Annotated in this window: 18 protein-coding genes and 1 pseudogene; 14 read left to right on the top strand and 5 right to left on the bottom strand. The window is 59.5% G+C overall.

The window, feature by feature from the left end; translation table 11 throughout:
• Nucleotides 1-81 precede the first annotated feature (81 nt).
• The 3 genes and pseudogenes from lpdA to NJU76_RS20100 all read left to right on the top strand — a co-directional run.
• The gene (gene lpdA, locus NJU76_RS20110; RefSeq protein ID WP_254533570.1) at nt 82-1,500 is read left to right on the top strand and encodes a dihydrolipoyl dehydrogenase; all 1,419 of its coding nucleotides are present in this window, start codon (nt 82-84) and stop codon (nt 1,498-1,500) included.
• A 115-nt stretch (nt 1,501-1,615) separates the two neighbouring features.
• Nucleotides 1,616-2,587 carry a lipoyl synthase gene (gene lipA / locus NJU76_RS20105; protein ID WP_256567113.1) on the top strand — a complete coding sequence of 324 codons (972 nt, stop codon included), beginning with the start codon at nt 1,616-1,618 and terminating at the stop codon, nt 2,585-2,587.
• A gap of 68 nt (nt 2,588-2,655) precedes the next feature.
• A pseudogene (locus tag NJU76_RS20100) lies at nt 2,656-2,796 on the top strand (aldehyde ferredoxin oxidoreductase N-terminal domain-containing protein); the annotation flags it as partial.
• A gap of 1,012 nt (nt 2,797-3,808) precedes the next feature.
• On the opposite strand, the gene NJU76_RS20095 reads toward NJU76_RS20100, so the two are convergent.
• Together NJU76_RS20095 and rdfA are read right to left on the bottom strand one after the other, a co-directional pair.
• Complete coding sequence (locus NJU76_RS20095; RefSeq protein ID WP_254533569.1) at nt 3,809-5,641, bottom strand: archaea-specific SMC-related protein; 1,833 nt, start codon at nt 5,639-5,641, stop codon at nt 3,809-3,811.
• A 59-nt stretch (nt 5,642-5,700) separates the two neighbouring features.
• Nucleotides 5,701-6,339, bottom strand: coding sequence for a rod-determining factor RdfA (gene rdfA / locus NJU76_RS20090; protein WP_340681259.1), 639 nt, complete (start codon nt 6,337-6,339; stop codon nt 5,701-5,703).
• 301 nt (nt 6,340-6,640) lie between these two features.
• On the opposite strand from rdfA, the gene NJU76_RS20085 reads away from it, so the two are divergent.
• Both NJU76_RS20085 and NJU76_RS20080 read left to right on the top strand, forming a co-directional pair.
• A complete protein-coding gene (locus tag NJU76_RS20085) occupies nt 6,641-7,732 on the top strand; it encodes a glycerol dehydrogenase (protein WP_254533567.1) in 1,092 nt (363 codons plus the stop codon).
• A 201-nt stretch (nt 7,733-7,933) separates the two neighbouring features.
• A complete protein-coding gene (locus NJU76_RS20080; RefSeq protein ID WP_254533566.1) occupies nt 7,934-8,902 on the top strand; it encodes an IclR family transcriptional regulator in 969 nt (322 codons plus the stop codon).
• Between the two features lie 15 nt (nt 8,903-8,917).
• Here NJU76_RS20080 and NJU76_RS20075 read toward each other — a convergent pair whose 3' ends face one another.
• A complete protein-coding gene (locus NJU76_RS20075; RefSeq protein ID WP_254533565.1) occupies nt 8,918-10,045 on the bottom strand; it encodes an ABC transporter ATP-binding protein in 1,128 nt (375 codons plus the stop codon).
• 268 nt (nt 10,046-10,313) lie between these two features.
• On the opposite strand from NJU76_RS20075, the gene NJU76_RS20070 reads away from it, so the two are divergent.
• The 9 genes from NJU76_RS20070 (at nt 10,314) to NJU76_RS20030 (ending at nt 21,345) form a co-directional block, all read left to right on the top strand.
• On the top strand, nt 10,314-11,546 hold the full coding sequence (locus NJU76_RS20070) for an ABC transporter substrate-binding protein (protein WP_254533564.1): 1,233 nt from the start codon (nt 10,314-10,316) through the stop codon (nt 11,544-11,546).
• Between the two features lie 19 nt (nt 11,547-11,565).
• On the top strand, nt 11,566-12,486 hold the full coding sequence (locus tag NJU76_RS20065; RefSeq protein ID WP_254533563.1) for a carbohydrate ABC transporter permease: 921 nt from the start codon (nt 11,566-11,568) through the stop codon (nt 12,484-12,486).
• Nucleotides 12,483-13,325, top strand: a complete 843-nt coding sequence (locus tag NJU76_RS20060; protein WP_254533562.1) for a carbohydrate ABC transporter permease — start codon at nt 12,483-12,485, stop codon at nt 13,323-13,325. Before NJU76_RS20065 ends, NJU76_RS20060 begins: the two co-directional genes overlap by 4 nt.
• Entirely contained in the window at nt 13,325-13,981 is a 657-nt protein-coding gene (locus NJU76_RS20055) for a hypothetical protein (protein WP_254533561.1), read from the top strand. The genes NJU76_RS20060 and NJU76_RS20055 overlap by 1 nt, the downstream gene beginning before the upstream one ends.
• 80 nt (nt 13,982-14,061) lie before the next feature.
• Nucleotides 14,062-16,872, top strand: a complete 2,811-nt coding sequence (locus NJU76_RS20050) for a glycoside hydrolase family 2 TIM barrel-domain containing protein (RefSeq protein ID WP_254533560.1) — start codon at nt 14,062-14,064, stop codon at nt 16,870-16,872.
• Entirely contained in the window at nt 16,869-18,023 is a 1,155-nt protein-coding gene (gene dgoD / locus NJU76_RS20045; RefSeq protein WP_254533559.1) for a galactonate dehydratase, read from the top strand. Before NJU76_RS20050 ends, dgoD begins: the two co-directional genes overlap by 4 nt.
• A gap of 69 nt (nt 18,024-18,092) precedes the next feature.
• A complete protein-coding gene (locus tag NJU76_RS20040) occupies nt 18,093-19,151 on the top strand; it encodes a cellulase family glycosylhydrolase (RefSeq protein ID WP_254533558.1) in 1,059 nt (352 codons plus the stop codon).
• The gene (locus NJU76_RS20035; RefSeq protein ID WP_254533557.1) at nt 19,144-19,941 is read left to right on the top strand and encodes an SDR family NAD(P)-dependent oxidoreductase; all 798 of its coding nucleotides are present in this window, start codon (nt 19,144-19,146) and stop codon (nt 19,939-19,941) included. Before NJU76_RS20040 ends, NJU76_RS20035 begins: the two co-directional genes overlap by 8 nt.
• Nucleotides 19,942-20,058: 117 nt before the next feature.
• Nucleotides 20,059-21,345, top strand: coding sequence for an IS4 family transposase (locus NJU76_RS20030; RefSeq protein ID WP_254529671.1), 1,287 nt, complete (start codon nt 20,059-20,061; stop codon nt 21,343-21,345).
• A gap of 52 nt (nt 21,346-21,397) precedes the next feature.
• Here NJU76_RS20030 and kdgK1 read toward each other — a convergent pair whose 3' ends face one another.
• A complete protein-coding gene (gene kdgK1 / locus NJU76_RS20025) occupies nt 21,398-22,354 on the bottom strand; it encodes a bifunctional 2-dehydro-3-deoxygluconokinase/2-dehydro-3-deoxygalactonokinase (protein ID WP_254533556.1) in 957 nt (318 codons plus the stop codon).
• The gene (locus NJU76_RS20020; RefSeq protein ID WP_254533555.1) at nt 22,351-22,989 is read right to left on the bottom strand and encodes a bifunctional 4-hydroxy-2-oxoglutarate aldolase/2-dehydro-3-deoxy-phosphogluconate aldolase; all 639 of its coding nucleotides are present in this window, start codon (nt 22,987-22,989) and stop codon (nt 22,351-22,353) included. The genes kdgK1 and NJU76_RS20020 overlap by 4 nt, the downstream gene beginning before the upstream one ends.
• Nucleotides 22,990-23,269: the final 280 nt, after the last annotated feature.

The raw sequence follows: 23,269 nt of genomic DNA, 5'->3' as shown, positions 1-23,269 counted from the left end.
CCCTTCACTACGCGGTAGGGGATAGTGATATCCCCGAAAAAGGGTCACACTTTTTACGTACTCGTGTGATGGCTCTAGAAGATGGCCGCAAAATCTCCCCCAACAGAGACAGATGTATTAGTTATCGGTGCTGGCCCTGGCGGATATGTAGCTGCGATTCGAGCAGCCCAGTCTGATCTCGATGTGACGCTTGTGGAAAAAGATGCATACGGTGGGACGTGTCTCAACGTCGGCTGCATTCCCTCAAAAGCGCTTATCACAGCAACTGACGTCGCACACGAAGCCAGACACACCGAGTACATGGGCATCCGGGCTGAAATTGATGTGGACTTTTCGACGATGATGGGTTGGAAAGACGATGTTGTAACGCAACTCACTGGCGGCGTCGAGAAACTTTGCAAGGGGAACGGCGTGACGGTGGTCGACGGCACCGCGGAGTTCACGAGCGAACAGACGGTGCGAGTCACACGGAATGGAACCGAGCAGGGCTCAATTTCTTTCGCTCACGCTATCATCGCCACCGGCTCACGCCCGGTAGAACTCCCCGGGTTTGTGTTCGATGGCGACCACGTCCTCTCTTCGACACACGCGCTCGAACTCGAGCCACTCCCCGACCAGTTGCTCGTTATCGGAGCAGGGTACATTGGAATGGAACTCTCGACAGTGTTCGCCAAACTGGGTGTCGACGTAACGGTCGTCGAGATGCTCGACCAGGTCTTGCCGGGGTACGAGCGTGATATCTCCCGCGTTGTGAGACAGCGTGCCGAGGACCTCGGCATAACGTTCCGCTTTGGCGAAGGTGCCGACAGCTGGGAATCGACGAACCACGGCGTCCGGCTGTTAACCGAAACCGAAGACGGCGACCGTTCTGAGTATTCCGCTAATCGCGTCGTCGTCGCCGTCGGCCGAAAACCCGTTACCGAGACGCTCAACCTGCCGGCAGCAGGGATCGAAACTGACGACTGGGGATTCATCCCAACTGACGACCAGGCACGGACGGCCGTCGAGCACGTGTTCGCGGTCGGTGACGTTGCTGGCGAACCGTTGCTCGCGCACAAAGCGAGTAAAGAGGGCGAAGTCGCAGCGGACGTTATCGCCGGCGAACCTGCGACGCTCACCACCCAGGCAATCCCAGCTGCGGTGTTCACTGATCCCGAAATCTGTACGGTCGGGATGACCGAAGCCGAAGCGGAAGAAGCAGGCCACGAACCCGTCGTTGGGCGCATGCCCATGCGGGCATCGGGACGTGCGCTCACGCTCGGCGAGACCGATGGATTCGTGCGAATCGTCGCGAACGGGAACTCAGAGACCATCCTCGGTGCACAGATGGTCTGTCCCGACGCCTCGGAGCTCATCGCTGAGCTTGCGCTGGCTATCGAAATGGAAGCCACTCTCGCAGATGTCGCCACGACGGTTCACACGCATCCGACACTCAACGAGGCCGTTATGGAGGCGGTTGCGAACGCTCGCGGTGAAGCCATCCATACGCTCAACCGATGAATCACGGCAGTATTCCTGCTGGCACATCTCTCGTCGGATCCCGCTGCACTCGAAACAGTGTAGGCGACGACTCTTACCGAAAGTGTTCGTGATCACGGTTCTCTGGTGACCGTGCATATCTTTTTTACCTTCCTCTTCTAGCCAGTTACGTATGAGCCGTTCTCGGAAGCCAGCCTGGTTAAAGATGCGACCGCCGGCTGGTGAACGCTTCACCGACATCAAGTCCACACTCCGCGAACACGATCTCCACACGGTCTGTGAAGAAGCGAACTGTCCCAATCTGGGCGATTGCTGGAGCGGTCGCGATGGTCCTGGTACCGCGACCTTCATGCTGATGGGTGACCGTTGCTCCCGGGGCTGTAACTTCTGCAACGTCAAAACCGGTGGGATGGACGCCCTAGATCCGAACGAGCCAGAGAACGTCGCTGACGCCGTCACAGAAATCGGGCTCGACTACGTCGTTCTGACGAGTGTCGATCGTGACGACCTCCCAGATCAAGGCGCGAGCCACTTTGCACGCACGATTCGTGCGATACGACGGCGCGATTCCAATATCCTCATCGAAGTCCTCATTCCGGATTTCCAGGGGGTACCTGACCTCGTTCGCAAGATCATCGACGCTGAGCCCGACGTTATCGCCCACAACGTCGAAACAGTCGAGCGGCTCCAGTGGCCCGTCCGCGATCGCCGGGCATCGTACGAACAGTCATTATCGGTATTACGCCAGGTGAGCTCTGAGTCGGATATATACACGAAAACGTCACTCATGCTTGGCGTTGGCGAGTACGATCACGAGATCTATCAGACGCTCAGCGACCTTCGAGCCGTCGACGTCGACATCGTCACGTTCGGTCAATATCTCCAACCGTCCACCCGCCATCTCGAAGTATCCGAATACGTCCACCCAGATAAATTCGACGTATGGAAACAGGCCGCCGAAGAGGAGCTCAACTTCCTCTACTCGGTGTCGGGACCGATGGTCCGCTCCTCGTTCAAAGCCGGAGAATTCTTCGTCGAAGCTCTTCTCCGAGACGACGTTTCGATCGAGGACGCGAGGACCGCGGCTGATCATGCTGAGTCTGCTTGACGACGGGTTTCACCGGGACTTGACGTCCTCCACACGACTACAGTCGCGGGCTTTCTCCTGCACTCCATGTAAACGAGGACGACTGCGCCTCGGGCCGCGGCGGAACTGGCTGCGTGATGGGCAACAGGAACCTCAAAGCTATCGTGGTCAAATCCACGACGAAGATCCAGATGCCGGCCGACAAAGAGACCTTCCAGAAGGGACACCGCGCGAGCTAATGCGCCTCAGTATCCAATTCCAACTGTATGACACATCATTTCCGCTATTATATCTATAATCTATATATTCGTCTTGAACGGGCTCGATCCACCGTCCACAATTAGGTGCAAAAAGTATAGTTACCGCCTGTGGGCTGTAACTCGCCGGTCATCGCTACTGGCTGTATGCTTCAGTCGATCCTGAAACTAACGAATTTCTGCACGCACGGCTGTTTCAAACACAAAATACCGCTGTTACGTCGATCTTCCATTCCGGACTCTCCGAGAAACACGGCGTCGGAGACGTCGTATTTCTCGTCGATTCTACACCGTGGTTACACGCCGCACTCCACCACCACGGGCTCCGATTTCGATATGAACTCCACGGAAATCGGAACGCAGTCAAACGTGTCTTTCAAGTAGCAATACGACGAACCTTCTCGCTTGGAAACTGTTTCAGAACGGTCGATCCAGCAACTGCTGAAACCTGGCTACAGAGCTATGCATACTGCTTGAACCTTCTTGTCTGAACAATTCCCGTCACCAGCGCCGCGACATCTACTGAGGTGGACCTCCGCTTACTGTCGCTGTTCTCGTGTCGTGAACAGGCTTCATTGACGGGTTGTCACACGGACTACCAGACTGTCGGTTTGCCTCTCGTTTCCAGCGGACAGCACCCGTATTGGGGATACAAAACCCGGTTTTCACCGCACGGTCTGACCGAACGTGAGAGTAACACCCGCACGGATGGTCTTTTATCCGATAGGCTCGGCCACTCTCGAATGCGTTCTCGCATCGAGAACAGGACCGCAACTGGCCACCAATTGAGTCGGTTGTGGTCCGCTCACCTCTCGTGTTGTCAACGTCCGCAGGGACCTCAGCGAAGTCGCTGAAGCCGTCGACCGAGGGTGTCAGACGCTGAAAACGTCGGCTAGATCTTGAGTATAATATTGAAACCCCCGCTGTCGTCGACGGGACCACCGAGCGTCAACACAAATTCTTGCGTATCGAGGACTCCTCGCAGTTACGCAGGCTGGTCGACGTGATCCGAAACGACGTCCCAGTCGTCCGGCGAGAGCACGTGTCCATCGAACTCGCCAGCCTCGGGGTAGGCAGTCGTGACGAGGTAGTCCGTTCGGGCTTCGAGATAGGTGACGAGGGTGTGAACGTGTTCGCTGGCCAGTCCGCCGAGATCGTCGAGGAGGATACACGGAACCTGATCAGCGACGTCGAACGCTTCGTGGCCGGCAAGTGTCGCGATGAGTCCAATCAACTCCACCTCACCTTCCGAGAGTGCATCGACAGAAATCTCGCGGCCGTCTCGAACAATGATCAGTTCTAGTCGTTGAGTCCCTCCCGAGTCGGGGTCGACGTGATTTTTCAGACGCGCATGCTCGAAGCTTGGATTGAACTTGGCGACGACGTCTTCGAGCGCCTCATCGAACGCTGTACGTGCCGTCCTGATCACTCGGTCACGGCGCGATCGCAGGTCGTCTATTTTCTCGGAAAGAGAACTAAGTCTCTCCTGGAGTTGCTCACGCTGTTGTGCCTGGGATTCCAGTTGTGTCTGTTCTGTACGATGCCGCTCTAGTTTCGTCTCCGTCCGTGCGATCTCTTGGTCGAGTGACTTCCGTCGGTCGCCGGTTTCCTGCACGCGGCTTTCCAGTGTGTCGATACGTTCGTCGTGCGCCGCCAGTTCCTTTTTCGCGTGCGTTAACTCCTCTCGAGAGTCGACCAGATTCGTCTGGAGCGCATCCAATCCATCTTCGAGCGATCGTTTCCGCCGACGCTTTTGCTCGGTTTCGCGCTGTTTGTCCTGGAGATCGGACACCGTCGATTGAAGCTCTGAGTGCTGCTCCCGACGGTCGGAGATTCCATCACTCAGCCCGTCCATCTGTCGTTCGATGTCGTCGCGTGTGGAGTCGCTGCCACAGACCCAGCAGGTCAAATGATCACTGTCGATCCGACGGTCCACATCCGCGACGACGTCAAGAAGTCCCTTATCAAGTACTTGTTTCGTGGCGTTGTACAGTGCCTCTAGCGTTTCGATCTCCTGATCGAGTTCTCGGAGTGCGGTCTGCTTTTGTTCTAGCTTCCCGGATAGGCCGGGTGCAACAGATACCGTCAGGTCTTCTAGGACGCTCTCTTTGTCCTCGATCTGTGATTCCAACGACTCGATTTTTCCTTCGAGTCGGTTGATCCGCTGGCTGACCCGTTCCCGCTCGCGTCGGGCCTGTGTGAGTTCCTCGCGCAACTCTGTCTGCTCACCACTATCCGTGGTATCCCCTTCCAGTTCGTCGAGTTCTGCCTCCAACTCCGCAAGCTCGGTTTCCAGCCGACTGATCGCTTCTGTTTTCGCCGGCAGTTTCTCGGCTGCCTGTCGAGCCCGTTCGAGTTCTGAGTCGACTGATTCTCGTTCGGATTTGAGACGCCTGATCTGCCCCTCGATGTCCTCTCGTTCCAAGGGTTCGATGAGATGCGGTGTCAGATCTTCGCCCTCGCGAACAGCGGTTCGAATCCGGTTACGCTCGTCCAGAAAGGCAAACAATTCGGCAGCGGCCTGATGTTGTTCGTCAGTGAGATACGGCTGTCCATCCGCGGTAACGGTCCTGTCGGTCCGCTGGAGACGGCGCTCGTACACCTGGTCTGAATCGGGTGTCTGCAGCCGAACGCGACCGGCGTCCGCACCGTCAGTGAGCGTTGTCGACGTGACTGACCCACCGAGTACTGTTCTGATTGCGGTTACCAGCGACGTTTTGCCCTGCCAATTACTCGCCTGGACAGCGTTGATTCCGGGCTTGACGGTCGGTTCGCCGTCGCGGATCCCGGAAATATTTGTAATGTCGAGTTTCCACATATACATCAGTACTGGAGAGTGATGACTTAAATTGGTCGCCTAGCTGGGATTCGTCCCGATCATGCCGAGTCGTCACGATGGTCGGCACAGACATACCCACGCTCGTACGCCCGTTCAACGGTGACACGAGCCGGGCACTCCGGACAGGAGAGGTAGGCCTGGATCTGCAACTCTGCCTCGTCGACACCACTAATCTGATCTTTGTTTCCGAGTGACTGCAGTGCCGATTCCAGATGGGATCGGTACGTGTTGGTCGTGACGCGGACCCGGTCGATCTCCCATTCAGTCTCCGCTTCGGGTGTTTCCTTCGTCGCGTCGAGACACCCTTTTAGATGGCGTGACAGTGTACTTTTGCCGATAAACTGCTTCGTCGTGACCTCACTATCGATGCCATCGTCGGCCAGTTCCGAGACGAGTTCCGCTCGTTCGTGCTCCGGGATGTCATCGCCCTGCAGCGCTTCGTAATCCGAATTGAGACGAATACTCGAATCGGAGCGCCCGTGGTCACGATAGATCTTCTTGAGGACCTGCTTGTTGAACCACTCCGAAAGCGTGCGAACGCCGGCCGGTTCGGTCTCGCCTTCGCCAATCCATCTGGCGACGAGATATGAGTCAAGATCCCCATCCATACGGCTCGGTGGTGAAATACCGTGGGCAGCACGAACGCGGTCGACTTTACAACAGTGCTCTGATGGCATCACTCTTAGTATATCTAAGTCTGCTTTCCTAAACTTTGTGCTCTCGGCGGTAGACTGCTCACAGATCCACATTCTGAGACGGTACTAGTGGTGTCCCAACCTGGGACGGTACTAGTGGTGTCCCAACCGCCGTCGCCATCCTATCATGTGATAGACGTTCTCGAAATTCGAAAAATTGCGGTGTTCCGGGCACAGGGTTCAATCGGATCTCGTAGTCGGTAGCGCGACTGTCGGCTCGGTCGACGCTTCAGGATCGAATTGATACCATACATTGAAGAGGATGACACTGAGACTCACCGGTATGAAACGGACATTCGCCGCGCCTGGTCGGTACACCCAGTCAGCGGGCGTGTTGGCCCAACTTGGCGATCAGGCAGTGCAACATGGGACCTCAGCGTTCATGGTTGCCGACGACACGGTCTGGGAACTGACGTCAGAGACGGTCGAAAAGAGCTTCGACGCCACTGCTGGAACGTTCGAGCGTGGGAGGTTCGGGGGTGAGTGCAGCGCCGACGAGATAGACCGGTTAACCGCCGCTACGGCGCGATCCGGCGCGGACGTTGTCGTCGGCATCGGCGGCGGTAAATCCCTCGACACGGCAAAATCGGTCGCTGCTCGACTCGACGTACCGGTCGGCACGGTACCGACGATCGCGTCGAACGATTCACCAACCAGCAGCATCTCGATCGTTTATGGAGAGGATGGGGCGTTCGCCGATGCCGAAACGCACTGCCGTCATCCGGAGTTCGTGTTGGTCGATACGGCCGTCATCGCGGAAGCACCGACCCACTGGTTCCTCTCTGGGATCGGGGACGCGTTGGCGACGTGGTACGAGGCGAAGACGACGTGGGAAAGCGGCGGGACGACGGTGTTCGACGATCGCCCGACCTACACGGGTCGTGCGCTCGCGCGAACGTGTTATCGACTGCTCCGCGAGCACGCCACGGGGGCGGTTCGGGGGGTTGAATCGGGATCGGTGACCGAAAGCGTCGAAGCCGTCACGGAAGCTATCATCCTACTGAGCGGACTCGGCTTCGAGAACGGCGGATTGGCAGCAGCACACGCGGTTCACGATGGCCTGACAACCCTCCCTGGTGCTAGTTCAGCGACACACGGCGAGAAGGTAACGGTCGGATTGCTGGCACAATTGGTCCTCGAAGGAGCGACCGACAGGACTATCGACGATGTCGTGACTTTTGCCACGTCGGTCGGACTACCGACCGGGCTTGCCGATCTCGGCGTGAGCGATCCCTCTAGCGAAGAACTGCTAGAAGTCGGACGCGTCGCTGCTGACTCTGCGGGACCGATGGCGAATGAGCCGACCGACATCTCGGCGGAGCGAATCGCTGACGCCCTCCGAGTCCTCGACGACTTCGAGTCAGCTATCCGGTAGCCGGTTTCAATCGCCTGCTCCATCGGTAGCGCTCCGCGCGATGTAAAAATAGTGCACTCGCTATTGGAAACCCTGGAGAACATACTGGAATAGTGGCCTATATAGCGGAACACAGACTCTCATCGTTCTGCATGGGGGGACAAACTGGCATGCTGTTCTCCTATGGGAAAAGTATATCATCAACGATTGTAACGTATACGTATGTCTTCAGACGAGAGGGCTGGGAAGGCGCCTCGAACCGTACAAGCTGTCGAGACCGCTTTCGAGATTCTAGCGTATCTCGAAACCCACGGGCAAAGTGGTGTCACGGAACTCGCAGACGCCCTCGGCACTTCGAAAAGCGCCGTTCATCGACATCTGGCTACGTTGGTCGAGGCTGATCGGGTGACGAACGTCGACGGAACCTACAGACCAACGACACAGAACGTCCGTGGCGTCGGCCCTGTCTTCGAGATAATCGAGACCCTAAACGAGATGGATAGCGCGACTCCCGAAGAAGTCGCTGCATCGACAGATCGATCCGTGTCCGCGGTGACCGCATACCTCGATCGACTCGAAGAGTTAGCGTACGTCGTTGAGCAAGACGGCACGTATCGAAACGGACTCAAGTATCTCGATATCGGTGAGCGTGTCAAGTACAACACCGGAATCTTCGACATCGTCGCCGAGGAGGTCGACAAGCTTGCGGCCGAAAGCGGGGAACTCGCCTTGTTCAGTGTGATCGAGCATGGACAGAACGTCCTGCTTTACAAGGCACACGGGGAGGATGCGATTCAGACGACACACGAGATCGGACTCCGTGAACCGATGCATATCAGTGGCCTCGGAAAGGCGATCCTCGCCGAACTATCCGACGAACGCGTCCGGCGAATCGTCGACCGGCACGGACTTGCTTCGTTTACTGAGCACACGATCACCGACCGTGAGGCGCTGTTCGACTCGCTCGGGGACATCAGAGAACGGGGATACGCACTGGATATGGAGGAAGCGAAACCAGGGCTGCGGTGTGTCGCAGCATCGGTTTCCTGCGAGAGTGGCCCGCTACACGGAGCAGTTAGCATCGCAGCGCCAAAGAGCCGGATGCAGGGCGACCGACTCGAGAGGCAAATCCCGGAACTGGTCAAGGGTGCGGCGAACGTCATCGAACTGAACTCGATCTACGTCGAATAACGAGGCTGGCGAGAACTACAAGGCTGATTCGGCTGTCTGGGTCGTCGTACGTTCCGGCTGTGCGAACACGTTCCGTTCCGTTTCCGTATCGAACAGGTGGATGTCGTCCTCGTCGAACTGGACGGAGACCGTGTCACCGACCCCGGGCTTTACATCGGCCGGGACGCGGATCGTCAACTCCTGTCCGGCGAGTTGCGCATAGATGTAGTTGTCACTGCCGACCGGCTCGACGACGTCGACCGTCGCTTGGATGGTTTGTTCGGTCGGCGACTCCAGGATGCTGAGGTCCTCTGGCCGCACGCCGAGTTTCAGATCTGAGGTCGTCGTCGAGTCCCGGACGGTCTCGACGGTCCCATTCGAGAGCTTGTACTCGAAGCCCTCGCCCGCGAGCGATGCCCCATCGAGACGGACATCGAAGAGGTTCATCGCCGGACTCCCGATGAAGTCCGCGACGAACAGGTTGGCGGGACGATTGTATATCTCGTCGGGCGTCCCAACCTGCTGAAGGACGCCCTCGGCGAGGATGACGATCCGGTCGGACATCGTCATCGCCTCCTCCTGATCGTGGGTCACGTAGACGGTTGTCGTCCCGAGTTCGTCGTGAATCCGCTGGAGTTCGGTCCGCATGTGCATCTTCAGCTTCGCGTCGAGGTTCGATAGCGGCTCGTCCATCAGGAACACCTCGGGCTCCCGGACGATAGCACGACCCGTGGCGACGCGTTGCTGTTGCCCGCCGGAGAGACCGGACGGCTTCTTGTCCAAATGGTCCTCGATACCCAACATTTCAGCTGCGGTTTCGACCCGCTCGGCGATAGTACTATTCGACAGGTCCGAGGTCAACTTGAGTCCGTAGGAGAGATTATCCCGAACCGTCATGTGCGGATAGAGCGCGTAGTTCTGAAACACCATGGCGATACCACGGTTGCGTGGGTGAATGTCGTTGATGACTCGGTCACCGATGCTAATTTCACCACTGGTAATGTCTTCGAGGCCGGCGATCATCCTGAGCACGGTCGACTTGCCGGATCCCGACGGCCCGAGCAGGGAGACGAACTCACCGTCCTCTATCTCTAAATCTATTTTTTCGACGGCACGGATGGTTCCGTACATTTTCTCAACGTCGCTGAAGCGTACTCTACTCATGTGCGGCTATGACAATGTCTCACTATGTCGTATTTATACCTTCCCATCTATCGTGATAGTCTCGCCCCACTCAACCGTGGCGTTCTACAGACTCATCACAACTCGAATACTACCGCTTATCACGTCTCTCGCCGGTGATACGTGGTAGTGATACTTTTTGCCAGCGGAAGAAAAACAAAAACAATTAAGTTTAAGTGTATGCTACTCACTGGTCTCGGTGATGTCTAGCAAGTGGCAAGCAGCAACTCTGTCAAGTAGACGCCAGTTTATGAAGGTAGCAGGTGCGGCTGGTATCGCCGGCCTTGCAGGCTGTACCGGTAGCGGTGGCGGTAGCTCCGACGGGACAGTCACGTTCTGGACCCCGTTCGCTGGCGGGGATGGTGAGGCGATGAAAGCGCTCGTCACCCAGTTCAACGAGGAACACGACAGTATCCAGATTGAGCGGCAGCGACAGCCGTTCGACGAGTACTACGACAAACTGTTCACGTCGATGACCGGGAGCAACGCGCCCGATCTTGCCGTGTTTCACACAACCGAGATTCAGCGATTTAGCGACGCGCTCCAACCGCTTGGTGGACTGCTCAGCGATGGAACCGCCGACGCGTACGTCGACTCCATCTGGCAGGAAACTGAATTCGACGGTAACCGACTCGCGCTCCCGCTGGACACACACCCTAACGGGCTGTACTATAACAAGGATATCTTCAAAGAGGCAGGACTTGATCCCGAGAGTCCACCGACGACCTTCGAGGAGCTGAAAACGGCCGCCGACACGATCACCGCCGAAACCGACAAACAGGCGTTCAATCCCGATCCGTATCTCCGGTTTTTCGTCCGGCAGTTCATCGCGTGGCAGCACGGTCGCGGTGGCAAGTTCCTCACCGCAGACAACACGGAGGCTGCCTTCGGCGGCGCGGATGGCGTCGCTCTCGCCGAGTTCTACCACGACATCGCCAACGAGTGGGACTGGGACGAGGTCGACGCGACCGCCGACCGCGGGACGAAAGCATTCCGCTCGGGTGATCTTGCCATGACGATCAATGGAACGTGGTACTTCGGCGTACTCCAGCAGCAGGACTACGACTGGGGTATGACGAAGCCATTCGTCGCCCCCGGCCAATCGGAACCGCAGACGTGGGCCAACAGCCACACGCTCGGCGTCCCGAACACTGGTCAGAAACAAGAGGCAGCGGCTGAAGCCGCCGAATGGCTCACACAGAACAGCCTGTTGTGGGGAACCGATGCCGGTCATCTGCCCGCCGCCCAGGACGTTCTCGATTCGAGCGAACTCCGGAGTGCGACCGTCTGGGAGAAGACGCTCTCGACGTTCTCGGAGATGGCACAGAACGGCGAACTCTCGTACATGCCGAGCACCGAGAACAACGAGAACTACAAGCGTCCGGTGAACCAGGCGATCGCACAGATCTACTCGGGGCAACTCGACCCCGAGGAGGGAATCAAACAGGCTGCCACCGACGTCACGAACAACTTGCAGGGATGACCACCAAAAGGAGTATCTAATGGCAATCAAAGATACAGGATCAGTCCTGAGCCGACTCCCCGGAGTCGACGCCGTCGATTCGGAGACACGGGACGGCGTGCTATTCGCCATTCCGTACCTGCTGGTCTTTGCCGTGTTCCTGCTGTACCCGCTGTTGAAGGGGTTCTACATGAGCCTCTTCGACTGGAACGCATTCAACCCCTCGCAGTCGGAGTTCATCCTCGTCGAGAACTATGTCCGGATGGTCCAGGACCCGACGTTCTGGAAGGCTGTCCGAGCAACCGTGTTCTTCGTCCTGTTGACGGTGCCAACGCTGGTTGGTCTCGGCCTCGCGCTCGCACTCGGAGTCAACCAAAACATCAGAGGCAAGCGCTTCCTCCGGACGGTGTTTTTCAGCCCGTACGTGCTGACCGTCTCGGTCGTGTCACTCATGTGGGCCGAGCTGTATGCCCCCGAATACGGGCCGTTCAACTATTACCTGGAGTTCTTCATGAGCAACCCGCCGGCCTGGCTGAACAGCTTCACGTTCGCCATGCCAGCGGTGGCGTTGGCCACGATCTGGTGGACCGTCGGGTTCAACTTCGTGATCCTCCTGGCCGCCAGACAGGGCGTCCCCGAGCGACTGTACGAGGCCGCACGAATCGACGGTGCGAGTACGTGGCGTGCGTTCAAGGACATCACGCTCCCGCAGATGCGGTCGGCGATCATGTTCGTGACCACCGTCCAGCTCATCGCCTCGTTTCAGGTGTTCGGACAGGTGTACATCATGACTAACGGCGGGCCGGGCGACTCGACACAGACGCTCGTGATGTATCTGTTCCGGGTCGCCTTCCGCCAACAGGAGTTCGGCTACGCGGCTGCGATCGGCTACTTCCTGTTCGCAGTGCTCGTGAGCGTATCGCTAATCAATTACAAGTTCATCGGAGGAAGCGACCAATGAGTGCTGAAACAAGACTGCATCTCCCACGCTTGAAGACAGTTGGCCTGTACGTGACACTGTACGGAGCGGCGTTCCTGTTCATCGTTCCGTACCTGTATATGCTGTCGACATCGTTGAAAACCGAACAGTTCGCGTTCTCCAAACAGCCGTACTGGATCCCACCCGAGATATCCTTCGAGTGGTACCAGGTTGTCCTGGATGGGACACCGATCGTGCAGTGGTTCCTCAACACGCTCGTCATCGCCGCGACGACGACGGTCCTCGTCGTCGTCCTCGACTCGATGATCGCATTCTCGCTCACCAAACTCGACTGGCCGGGCAAGCGCATCGTCTTTACGATCATCATCGCGAGTTTCATGGTACCGATCTACGCGAACATGGTGCCGCTGTACACCATCATCTCCGAGTTCGGGCTGATCAACAGCCCGCTCGCGGTGATCCTCCCGTTCAGCGCGATTCCGATCGGGGTGTTCCTGTTCACGCAGTTCTTCAAGGATCTCCCCGATTCAGTAATCGAGGCGGCGAAACTCGACGGCTTTAGCACATTCCAGATCTACCTGCGAATCGTGCTACCACTAATGAAGCCGGCGATTGCCGCGCTGTCACTCTACACCTTCGTCTACACCTGGAATCAGTTCCTCTGGCCACTGATCGTGCTCCAGGGGTCGACGTCGTTCACGCTGCCGGTCGGTATCGTGACGATGCAACCAACCCAGGTATTCCAGCCTGGTGCCGAGATGGCCGGGACGCTCATCGCGGCCGCACCGCTGTTCATCGTGTTCCTCATCCTGCAAGAACAACTCGTGAACGCGGTTCAGATGCAGGGGACGACAGGATAATGTCGGGCCACGACTCTGGGGGAGACACCGACGCTGGACCCACACACAAGCGAACCCTGCGGTTCGTTTACCGACACAGCGTGACTCTCGTCGCGGTGAGTATCGCGTGGTTCGTCGCCTCACTTCCGCTAGTCACGATCGGCCCGGCGACGCTCGGTGCGTACGCCGCCATCCAGTCGCTTCGTGACACTGGTCGACTCGACCGTGGCTATGTCGTCCGCATACTTCGGACGAACGGCGTCCACGCGGCACTGCTTAGCTTCCTGCCGGTAGTGTTCGCTGCCCCTGCAGGGCTCTCCCTTCGCGGGGGGGCGACGCTCGCGGGATTCGAACCGATCGTCGCCGTCATCGGCCTCTATGTCGCGGGCTACCTCGTCATCGCCCTGATCCCGACGTCCGTTGCGATGGCGAACGGTGCATCCCCCAGTCCTGCACTCAAGCAGGCGTACGTCTGGACGGCCACCCATCCGACGGCTGCGCTGTCGCTCGCGATCGTCACTGCCGTTGTCTTTGCGGTGACGGCACTGTTGACGATCGGGTTCGCCCTGTTGTTTCCGGCAGTGGCGTTCTCCTACCACATCGAATATCTGGCCGACGACATCGACGCAGCCACCGCAACGGACGCATCGACTCCGGTATCGAACTCGCCTGCCTGAGGTCGCGTCGATCCGGCACACACAGTACCAACACTCAAATCCGGAACATTAGAACCTAATCGCAGTACAATAATACACATATGAAACTCAATAATTCACTGAAAACCGTCGCCGGCCGCTCTAGTCGGTCGTTGAACGGACGCTGGCAGCTTCGGCGAGATACCCAAGACGTCGGCATCGCCGACGAGTGGGACGACGTCGCCGAGTGGCCTGACGACGGTGATTGCTTCTCGGTTTCAGTACCCTCGGCGTGGCAAGAAATTGATGAACTCGCCGAGTACACCGGTGTCGTCTGGTACCGGAAATCGATCGATCTCGATGCAGTTCCCGACGGAAAACAGATCTTCCTCAGATTCGGCGCGGTCGACTACCGTGCGACGGTCTACGTCAATGGCATCGAATGCGGCAGCCACCGCGGTGGCTATCTCCCGTTCGAGATTGCCGTCACTGACGCACTCGAACCCGGCGAGAACGTCGTTACCGTTCGGGTCGAAGACCCCGAGGACATCAGCGAGATTCCGCACGGCAAGCAGGGCGAGCCGTGGTACACACGCGTCAGCGGTATCTGGCAGGCCGTCACCCTCGAAACCCGGCCGCTGATCCGCGTCTCGGATCTGAAGGTGACGCCGGATCTCGACGATGACATCGCCCACGTGGAGTTCACGACAGTCGCCGAGAGCCACCCGCCCGAGGACCTCGCCGCAACCGTACGGGTGGAGCGCGACGGCGAGCTCGTCGCGAAGACGAGCTGTCAGGCCGACCCGGAGGCTCCGACGGCGGTCTCGGTACCGATCCCGAATGCCGTCTACTGGACCCCCGACCAGCCCGCCCTCTACGATGTGGAGGTAGCCCTCTCGACCGACGGCAGCACCGTCGACAGCTACACCGACTACTTCGGAATGCGGGAGATCAGCAGCGACGACGGGCATCTCTACCTTAACGGCGAACCACTCTATGTCCGCGGCGCCCTCGACCAGGGCTACTACCCGGAAACGCTGTACCGCCCCTTCGACGAGGACCTTTTCGAGCAGGAGATCCGGATCGCCAAAGAACTCGGGTTCAACCTGCTCCGCAAACACATCAAACCGGCCCACCCTGAGTTCGTCGAACTCGCCGACAAAATGGGCATCCTCGTCTGGGAGGAGCCCGCCAACCCTGCCCGGTACACGGAGCGATCACGGACGGAAGTCCGCCAGCAGCTCCGGGACCTCATCGACCGGGACTTCAACCGCCCGAGCGTCGTCGTTTGGAGTCTTTACAACGAGGAGTGGGGGATCGGTCACGCCGAGGGAGAGCCGTTCATCTGGGACGACGAAGACAAACAGTCGTACCTCGCCGAGTTCTACGAGACGGCGAAAAACTGGGACCCGACGCGACTCGTCTGTGACAACTCCGGGTGGGCCCACGTCGCAACCGACATCAACGACTACCACCGATATTTCGCCAGTCCCGACCGGTCGGACGCGTGGGGCAATGACCTCGACGCGATGGTGTCCCGTCCCGAAGACAACTACGCCGCGACTCACACCGACCCCGAGTCGGCACCTGTCATCGTCTCCGAGTTCGGTATGTGGGGGCTGTCGGATACCGAGGCACTCGAAGCGTTCTACGGTGGTGAACCCGACTGGTACACTCACCCATTCCTGACGGATTCCGAGGGATCGGTGAACGAACGGCAAGTCCACCTCGAATCGAACCTGCGGTCGCCCGCCGGGTTCGACAAACGCTTCCAGGAGTCGATGCTCTCGACCATCTTCGACGGACTCTCGGAACTCGCCGAGGTCTGGCAGTGGCGGGAGTATCACTCTATCAAGGATGTCATCGAACAGATGCGGGTCCACAGCGGTATCTCGGGGTACATCATCACTGAGTTCAGTGACATCGAGTGGGAGTTCAACGGCATCCTCGACTACCGCCGGGAAGAGAAGGCGTTCCACGACGAGTTCGCTGCGATCAACAACGACCTGCTCGTCGTCGCCGATCCCGAACACCACGTCGTCTGGGGCGGCCACGAGGTTACTGCCTCGGTGACCGTGGTCAACGACAGCCACGATGTCTACCGTGGGACCGTCGAGTGGGCGCTCCTCGCCGATGCAACCGACAAAACAGTCGACGAGGGGCGTTTCGAGGTCGCAGTCGATGCTCACGCGCGGTCACGCCCGCGGACGGTCGAGGCACTGACGCCACCGGCCGCCGAAACCGGTACCTATACGCTCGAGGTGACGTTCACGAGCGAGTCGGCAGGCGAGGGCGAACCGGAGACGGCGAGCAACGAGGTGCCCGTGACGGTCGTCGAACCAGCACGGACGCCAAACCACGACGTGACGGTGTTCGTCCAGGAGAACTACGTCGCCGACCGCCTCATCGGCTCCCGGCACGACGTGACCCGCGAACTGACCGACGAGGTCGACATTGCGGTCGCCTCGACGCTCGACGCGACAATCCGTGGCTACGCGGAAACCGGCGGCACCGTCCTGTTGTTGCCACGGTTACACGAGGTGACTCCCGCCGACGACCTCTTCGAGTACCGGGAGCTCCCGCGGGGCGAAGACTGGAACCTCTGTTCGGCGCTGTACACCCACGACAGTCCCCTCATCGAAGATCTGACCGGGAGCAAACGGCTGGACTGGGCCTTCGAGGGCATTTATCCAAACGCGCTAGTGACGGACCTCGATACCGAACACGACGATATCCACGTCGAGTACGTTCAGGGCTGGATCGCAAACTGGGGGAGCCCACTACTCACCCGGTCGGTCGGCGACGGCCAGGTTTGTGTGACGACCTTCCCCCTCGGGCAATCCCACGGCGAACACCCCGTGGGAACGGTGCTCCTCGAACGACTCATCGCTGAGCGAAGCGATACCTCGTCCTTCGAACCCAACCAGCTATGACAACGATCACCAACTACGAGCTGTTCGAGGTGCCGCCGCGGTGGCTGTTCCTCCAACTGGAGACTAGCGACGGCACTGTCGGCTGGGGCGAACCGGTGGTCGAAGGGCGGTCCCGTACCGTCCGCGGGGCTGTCGAGGAACTCCTGGATACGTATCTGCTCGGCGAGAGCCCACACCGCATCGAGGACCACTGGCAGGCGATGTATCGCGGCGGCTTCTACCGCGGCGGCCCGGTGCTGATGTCCGCAATCGCCGGGATCGACCAGGCGCTCTGGGATATCAAGGGCAAGCAGTTCGGTGCCCCGGTCTACGAACTGCTCGGTGGGCCGGTCCGCGACCGCGTCCGCGTCTACCAGTGGGTCGGCGGCGACCGTCCCGCCGATGTCGGGGCGGCAGCAGCAGCGAAAGTCGACGCCGGGTTCACCGCGCTCAAGATGAACGCGACGGCGGAGCTCCGCCGCGTGGATACGCCGCAGGCCGTCGCCGAGGCAGTTGACCGCCTCGGCGAAGTCCGCCAGCAGGTCGGCCCTGCGGTCGACATCGGGGTGGACTTCCACGGCCGCGTCACCAAGCCAATGGCCAAACGTCTCGCCAGTGCGCTCGAAGAACACGAGCCGTTCTTCATCGAGGAGCCAGTGTTGCCGGGGCACAACGACGCACTTCCACAGATCGCGGCCCAGACTTCGACGCCCATTGCGACCGGCGAGCGGATGTACTCGCGGTGGGATTTCAAACAGGTCTTCGAGAACGGGGCCGTCGACGTCATCCAGCCGGATCTCTCGCACGCTGGCGGCATCACCGAGGTACAGAAGATCGCCGCGATGGCCGAGGCTTACGACGTGGCGATGGCACCACACTGTCCGCTCGGCCCTATTGCGCTCGCGTCGTGTCTGCAGGTCGACGCCGTTGCCCCGAACGCGCTGATCCAGGAACAGAGCCTGGATATCCACTACAACGAGGGCAACGACGTCCTCGACTACCTCAGCGACCCGTCGGTCTTCGACTACGACGAGGGGTTCGTCGACCTGCCTGACGGGCCGGGACTCGGCGTCGAGATCGATGCCGACTACGTCCGCGAGTGCGCCGACGAGGAGGTCGACTGGCACAACCCAGTCTGGCGACACGACGACGGCAGCGTCGCTGAGTGGTGACACCGGGCGTCTTGCCGTCTCACAGCACTGCGTACGAACAATCCGACGACGATACAACGAACACGATACATGACAACCGAACGCTGGAGCAAAGAAGATGCATGGGACTGGTACGGCCAACAGGACTGGCTCGTCGGGTGTAACTACCTGCCGAGTACGGCGGTCAACCCGACGGAAATGTGGCTGGCCGACTCCTTCGACCCCGAGACCATCGACCGAGAACTCGGGTGGGCGAACGCGGCCGGCATGAACACCCTCCGGGTGTTCCTGCAGTACGTCGTCTGGGAGGACGACCCGGAGGGACTCAAACAGCGAATGGACGAGTTCCTCGGTATCGCCGATCGAAACGGGCTCACGACGATGTTCGTCTTCTTCGACGACGTTGCCTTCTCGGGTGACGAACCCTATCTCGGGCCGCAGAAGGAGCCACTGTCGAACACACACAACAGTCAGTGGACGCCGAGTCCCGGCCACGAGCGGGCCGTCGAACGGTCGGCGTGGCCACGGCTCGCTGACTACGTCCGTGATATCGTCGGTGAGTTCCGCGAGGACGAGCGGGTCATTATCTGGGACGTCTACAACGAGCCGGGCAACAGCGAGATGGGCCAACAGACACTGCCACTACTCCGGGAGTCCTTCGACTGGGTCCGAGAGGCTGACCCGACACAGCCGGTCACCGCCGGCGTCAACTGGGACCCAAACCGAAGCACGCAGAACCAGATCGGGAGCGAACACGCCGACGTGATCTCGTTCCACGACTACAGCGAACTCTCCTTTACCAGGGAGCGGCTCGAGGACCTCGAAGCCTACGACCGACCACTGCTGTGTACGGAGTGGCTGGCCCGGACGCGGGATAACCACGTCCAGACACACCTCCCCTACTACAAGGAACGGAACATCGGCTGTTACACGTGGGGGTTGGTCAACGGGAAGACCCAGACCAATCTCCCCTGGAGCACGGCAAAGACCTCAATCGCGGAGGCAATCGAGGACGAAGACCCCGAGACGTGGTTCCACGACCTCTTCCATGAGGATGGCACCCCATACCGCTGGACGGAAGTCGAACTGCTGACCAAGTACACCGGTCGGGGCGACCCGAGCGCCTTACCGGTGACAGCTGATGACTGATCCCGAGTCGGCGCGACACGCCGACGAAATTGCCATCGTGACCGGTTCGACAAAGGGTATCGGTGCGGGCATCGCGAAGCGACTCGCTTTGGAGGGCGCAACGGTCGTCGTCACCGGTCGGTCGGGAGACGCCGGTACGCAGGTCGTCGATGCGATCCGCGGAGACGGCGGCGAGGCGATCTTCATCGCAGCCGACATGCGCGACCCGGCGGCGATTGCGGCGCTCGTTGAGGAGACGGCCGAGAGGTACGGTCGGATCGATGTCCTCGTCAACAACGCCGGGGTACAAACCGAGACGACGGCGACCGAAGCGGCGATCGAAGACTGGGAGTTCGTCGTCGAGACCAACTTCCGGTCGTTCTGGCTCTGTGTCAAACACGCTGTCGACCACATGCCCGAGGGGAGCTCGATCCTCAACATGTCCTCGAACCACGCGTTCCTGACGATGCCCGGGCTGTTCCCCTACAACGCAGTGAAAGCGGGCATCAACGGCATGACCCGCGCGCTCGCGCTCGAACTCGGCCCGCTGGGCATCCGCGTGAACACGATCAATCCAGGCTGGATCGAGGTCGAACGTACCCGGGAGGAACTGAGCGACGACGACCGCGAGCGGGTCGAAGCAATGCATCCACTGGGCCGTATCGGCACCCCGGAGGATGTCGCCTCGACTGTGGCGTTCCTGACGAGCGACGAAGCTTCGTTCATCGCTGGGACGAGTCTGCTCGTCGACGGTGGCCGGACTGCAGTCATGCAGGATCACACTTTCCTCGAATACAAACAGGACCGCTGAATCGATAGCGTCGCTGGCTTTTCCCTGCCTAAATCATCCGTGTTCGGTTAAGACAAGAAACCGAGAGACTGCGCTCGATTGACGAAGCTATCGTTGTAGACCGCGTGGGGAGAGAATGTGTTCAATACGCTCTCCCCGGACCTCATACGACGGCGGCTGACTTCCCTGTTTCCAGCCGAACGTATCGAAGACATCGCGCGAGAGCGCGATGTCGTCCAACGCCACCGGACAATCGACATCACGATGCTCGTCTGGACGCTCATCATGGGCTTCGCCGTCGACGGCGAAGCCCGCACGATCGCCGGATTTCAGCGGGCCTACTCCGCAGCGACTAACCAGACTGTTGCTCGCTCCAGTTTCTATGACCGGTTCACACCAGCACTTGGTGCCCTGTTGAGCGACCTCCTCGAGCACGCTCTCGAGGAGGTCGCGGTTCCCCACACGATCGCACCACAGTTCGAGTTATTTCGTGATGTGCTGATCGCCGATGCAACCGTTTTCCGGTTGCATCGGCTCCTTAGCGAGTTTCCAGCGACTCACTCGGATCAGTCCGGCGCGAAGCTTCACCTCGTCCATAACGCTACTACTCAGAGCCTCGAACAGTTCCAGCTCACCGACGAACGCACCCAAGAGAGCAGCCAGCTCCGCACAGGGAGCTGGCTGCGAGACCGGTTGTTACTGTTCGATCTCGGGTTCTACAGTTTCCGCCGGTTCGCGTTGATCGAGGAAAATGGCGGGTTCTTTTTGACGCGGCTGAAGTCAAACGCGAACCCGTTGATCGTCGGGGAGCGGCGGAAATGGCGCGGGCGCGCCATTTCCTTGCCAGGCCGTCGCCTCCAGGACGTTCTGGGCGACCTCACACGCGAGATCGTAGACGTGACTGTGGAGATCACGTTCAAGCGACGGCCGTACGCAGGGAAACAGTCAACCGACACGATGGAGTTTCGCGTCGTCGGTGTCCGCAACGAGGACACCGACGACTACCATCTGTACGTTACGAACCTGCCCGATGAGTTCACTCCGAGGCAAGTTGCGGCGCTGTATGGGTTGCGGTGGGAAGTGGAATTGCTATTCCGGGAGTTAAAATCGCTGTATGGGCTGGAGAAGTTCCAGACAAGCGATCCAGCAATCGTGGAACTGCTGGTTGTGGCGGCTCTGCTGACGCTCGTGGTCAGCAGAGCCTTGCTCGGTATATTTCAGGAGCTGTTTCCTGAGACGGTGTTCCCTCGGGAACGCTGGGCGAGGACTTTCAGGTCTCTCGCCCAGCTCATCCTCGAAGAGTTGGCCCAGTCGTTCGGGCATCCACCGCCGAACCTGCCGGAGTTGCTGTTTCGTGACGCTCGTCAACCAGAGAAATCACGCCTCTTACTTAGTGAACGAGTGGCTGAAGCCTACACGAGGTGATCCAGTGTTTAACCGAACACCAATGCTGCCTAAATAGTACGCGTCCGTCCTGTTATCGCGCGATTCCGCTGCCCTCGTTTTCCAGCACCTGTTCGACCTCGTTAGCAGTCACGACTGCGAGGTCTCCCTCGATAGTTCGTTTCAGTGCGGCCGTCGCTGCCGCATACGATAGTGCATCGGAGACGCTGTCGCCTGCAATGTGTCGCGCGAGGTAGCCGCCGACGAAGGAGTCACCGGTCCCGATGGCGTCGACGGTGTCGGTCTCGAAGGCTGGCTGCTCGTACGTCGTCCCGTCGTGGATCGCAAGTGCCCCGTCTTCACCGCAAGTGATAATGACCGTCCTGAAGTCGAAATCAGATACCAACCCTTCAGCGAGTGTTCGAGCCTCCCCGTGACGGTCCAGGACGTTGTGAACGTCGCGTTCGGCTGCGACGAGAATATCGATGTCTGCAAACAACGATTCGGACGCCCGTCGTGCCTCAGTTGTCGACCACAGCTTCGATCGGTAGTTGAGATCGAACGCCGTCGTCGTTCCGGCCGCCTGCGCAGTCGCCAGGATGTCGGCCGTCGTCTCGGCGAGTGTCGACGATAGCGCGGGAGTGATCCCGCTCGTGTAGAAGACGGCGGCATTACGGATTGCTTCACGGTCGAGTTCGGCTGGACGGGCAGTCGTGATCGCCGCATCGGCACGATCGTAGATGACCGTCGTCGGTCTCGGGGCCGACCCCTGTTCGATGTAGTACGATCCCTGTCGTCCGCCGTCGTCCCATGCGATGCGCGGCTCGACACCATGTTGTCTGACCTCGTTCGTGACTCGCCGACCGAGCGGTGAGTCGGGGAGCTTCGAGAGCCATACTGACGACGTGCCAAGATGCGCGGCCGCGATGGCGACGTTGCTCTCGGCACCAGCTGTTCGGAACTCGAGTGTCGATGCAGTCTCCAGTCGCGTCCCTGACGGCGGGTTCAGGCGGAGCATCGTCTCACCGAACGTCACGAGCTCGGCCGTCATCGGTTCTCCTCGGCCAGTTCGACGAACTCACTGGCTGTCTCGGTCAGGGAATTGAACTCCCGGGCCTCGATCGCATCCGAATCGGTGATCGCACTGCCAACACCGAGGGCGACAGCGCCCGCCTGGAAAAACGCCGCCGCGTTATCAGGGGTGACACCACCGGTCGGAATGAGCGGTACCTGCGGGAGTGGTCCGTTGATGGCGCTCACCTGAGCAGGACCCGTGGTCGAGGCGGGGAACAGCTTACAGAAGTCTGCACCCGCCTCCGTCGCGGTCAGTGCCTCTGTCGGTGTCATCACACCGGTTGCGATGGGTGTCTCGTACCGGTTACACATCTCGATGACGTCGGTGTTGACCGTTGGCGTGACGATGAATTCCGCACCGGCCAACTGAACAGCCCGGGCAGTTTCGGGATCCAGAACCGTTCCTGCACCGATGATGACATCATCGACCTCGTCGGAAACGTGCCGGATCATCTCGGCTGCACCGGGTGTGTCGACGGTTATTTCGATCGCGTCGACACCCCCGGCCGCGATGGCTTGGACGACCTCCGTCGCGAGATCCGACTCGACACCACGAACGATCGCTATAATCCCGGAATCTACGACACGCTGGTGAACCTCGGCTTCGCTCATGCTTCGCCTAATGCTCTAAGAGGAAATATATAACTTTGATCATAGTGGTGATATTGGTCAGATCGGAATCACGGATTTCGGCGGGATTTGGCCATTCATGGCCTCTTTCTATTCTTTAGCTGTAATTGAGGGCGCTCAGCCCCCTTCTGCTCACGGCGACGCCGTTCGCATGGTCATCGGGACCAACGGTCCCGCGCTATCCTCAGCGAGCGCCGAAGGCCCGAGCAGGGAGGGGAGACAGCGCCCGCACGTCTTGGTTTCGTGTGAATCGGCACCCTTA

It is taken from the genome of Natrinema gelatinilyticum, assembly GCF_024266705.1.
Taxonomy (GTDB): Archaea; Halobacteriota; Halobacteria; order Halobacteriales; family Natrialbaceae; genus Natrinema; species Natrinema gelatinilyticum.
The sequence above is the reverse complement of the archived record's forward strand: the minus strand, read 5'-3'. Positions and strand labels throughout refer to the sequence as shown.

Bases quoted from the DNA above. Each gene is read 5' to 3' on its own strand.
- NJU76_RS20070 (WP_254533564.1), top strand. From the start codon at position 10,314: ATGAAGGTAGCAGGTGCGGCTGGTATCGCCGGCCTTGCAGGCTGTACC.
- NJU76_RS20065 (WP_254533563.1), top strand. From the start codon at position 11,566: ATGGCAATCAAAGATACAGGATCAGTCCTGAGCCGACTCCCCGGAGTC.
- NJU76_RS20040 (WP_254533558.1), top strand. From the start codon at position 18,093: ATGACAACCGAACGCTGGAGCAAAGAAGATGCATGGGACTGGTACGGC.
- NJU76_RS20080 (WP_254533566.1), top strand. From the start codon at position 7,934: ATGTCTTCAGACGAGAGGGCTGGGAAGGCGCCTCGAACCGTACAAGCT.
- NJU76_RS20085 (WP_254533567.1), top strand. From the start codon at position 6,641: ATGAAACGGACATTCGCCGCGCCTGGTCGGTACACCCAGTCAGCGGGC.
- dgoD (WP_254533559.1), top strand. From the start codon at position 16,869: ATGACAACGATCACCAACTACGAGCTGTTCGAGGTGCCGCCGCGGTGG.
- kdgK1 (WP_254533556.1), bottom strand. From the start codon at position 22,354: ATGACGGCCGAGCTCGTGACGTTCGGTGAGACGATGCTCCGCCTGAAC.
- NJU76_RS20060 (WP_254533562.1), top strand. From the start codon at position 12,483: ATGAGTGCTGAAACAAGACTGCATCTCCCACGCTTGAAGACAGTTGGC.
- NJU76_RS20050 (WP_254533560.1), top strand. From the start codon at position 14,062: ATGAAACTCAATAATTCACTGAAAACCGTCGCCGGCCGCTCTAGTCGG.
- NJU76_RS20055 (WP_254533561.1), top strand. From the start codon at position 13,325: ATGTCGGGCCACGACTCTGGGGGAGACACCGACGCTGGACCCACACAC.
- rdfA (WP_340681259.1), bottom strand. From the start codon at position 6,339: ATGCCATCAGAGCACTGTTGTAAAGTCGACCGCGTTCGTGCTGCCCAC.
- NJU76_RS20075 (WP_254533565.1), bottom strand. From the start codon at position 10,045: ATGAGTAGAGTACGCTTCAGCGACGTTGAGAAAATGTACGGAACCATC.
- NJU76_RS20035 (WP_254533557.1), top strand. From the start codon at position 19,144: ATGACTGATCCCGAGTCGGCGCGACACGCCGACGAAATTGCCATCGTG.
- NJU76_RS20095 (WP_254533569.1), bottom strand. From the start codon at position 5,641: ATGTGGAAACTCGACATTACAAATATTTCCGGGATCCGCGACGGCGAA.
- lpdA (WP_254533570.1), top strand. From the start codon at position 82: ATGGCCGCAAAATCTCCCCCAACAGAGACAGATGTATTAGTTATCGGT.
- NJU76_RS20020 (WP_254533555.1), bottom strand. From the start codon at position 22,989: ATGAGCGAAGCCGAGGTTCACCAGCGTGTCGTAGATTCCGGGATTATA.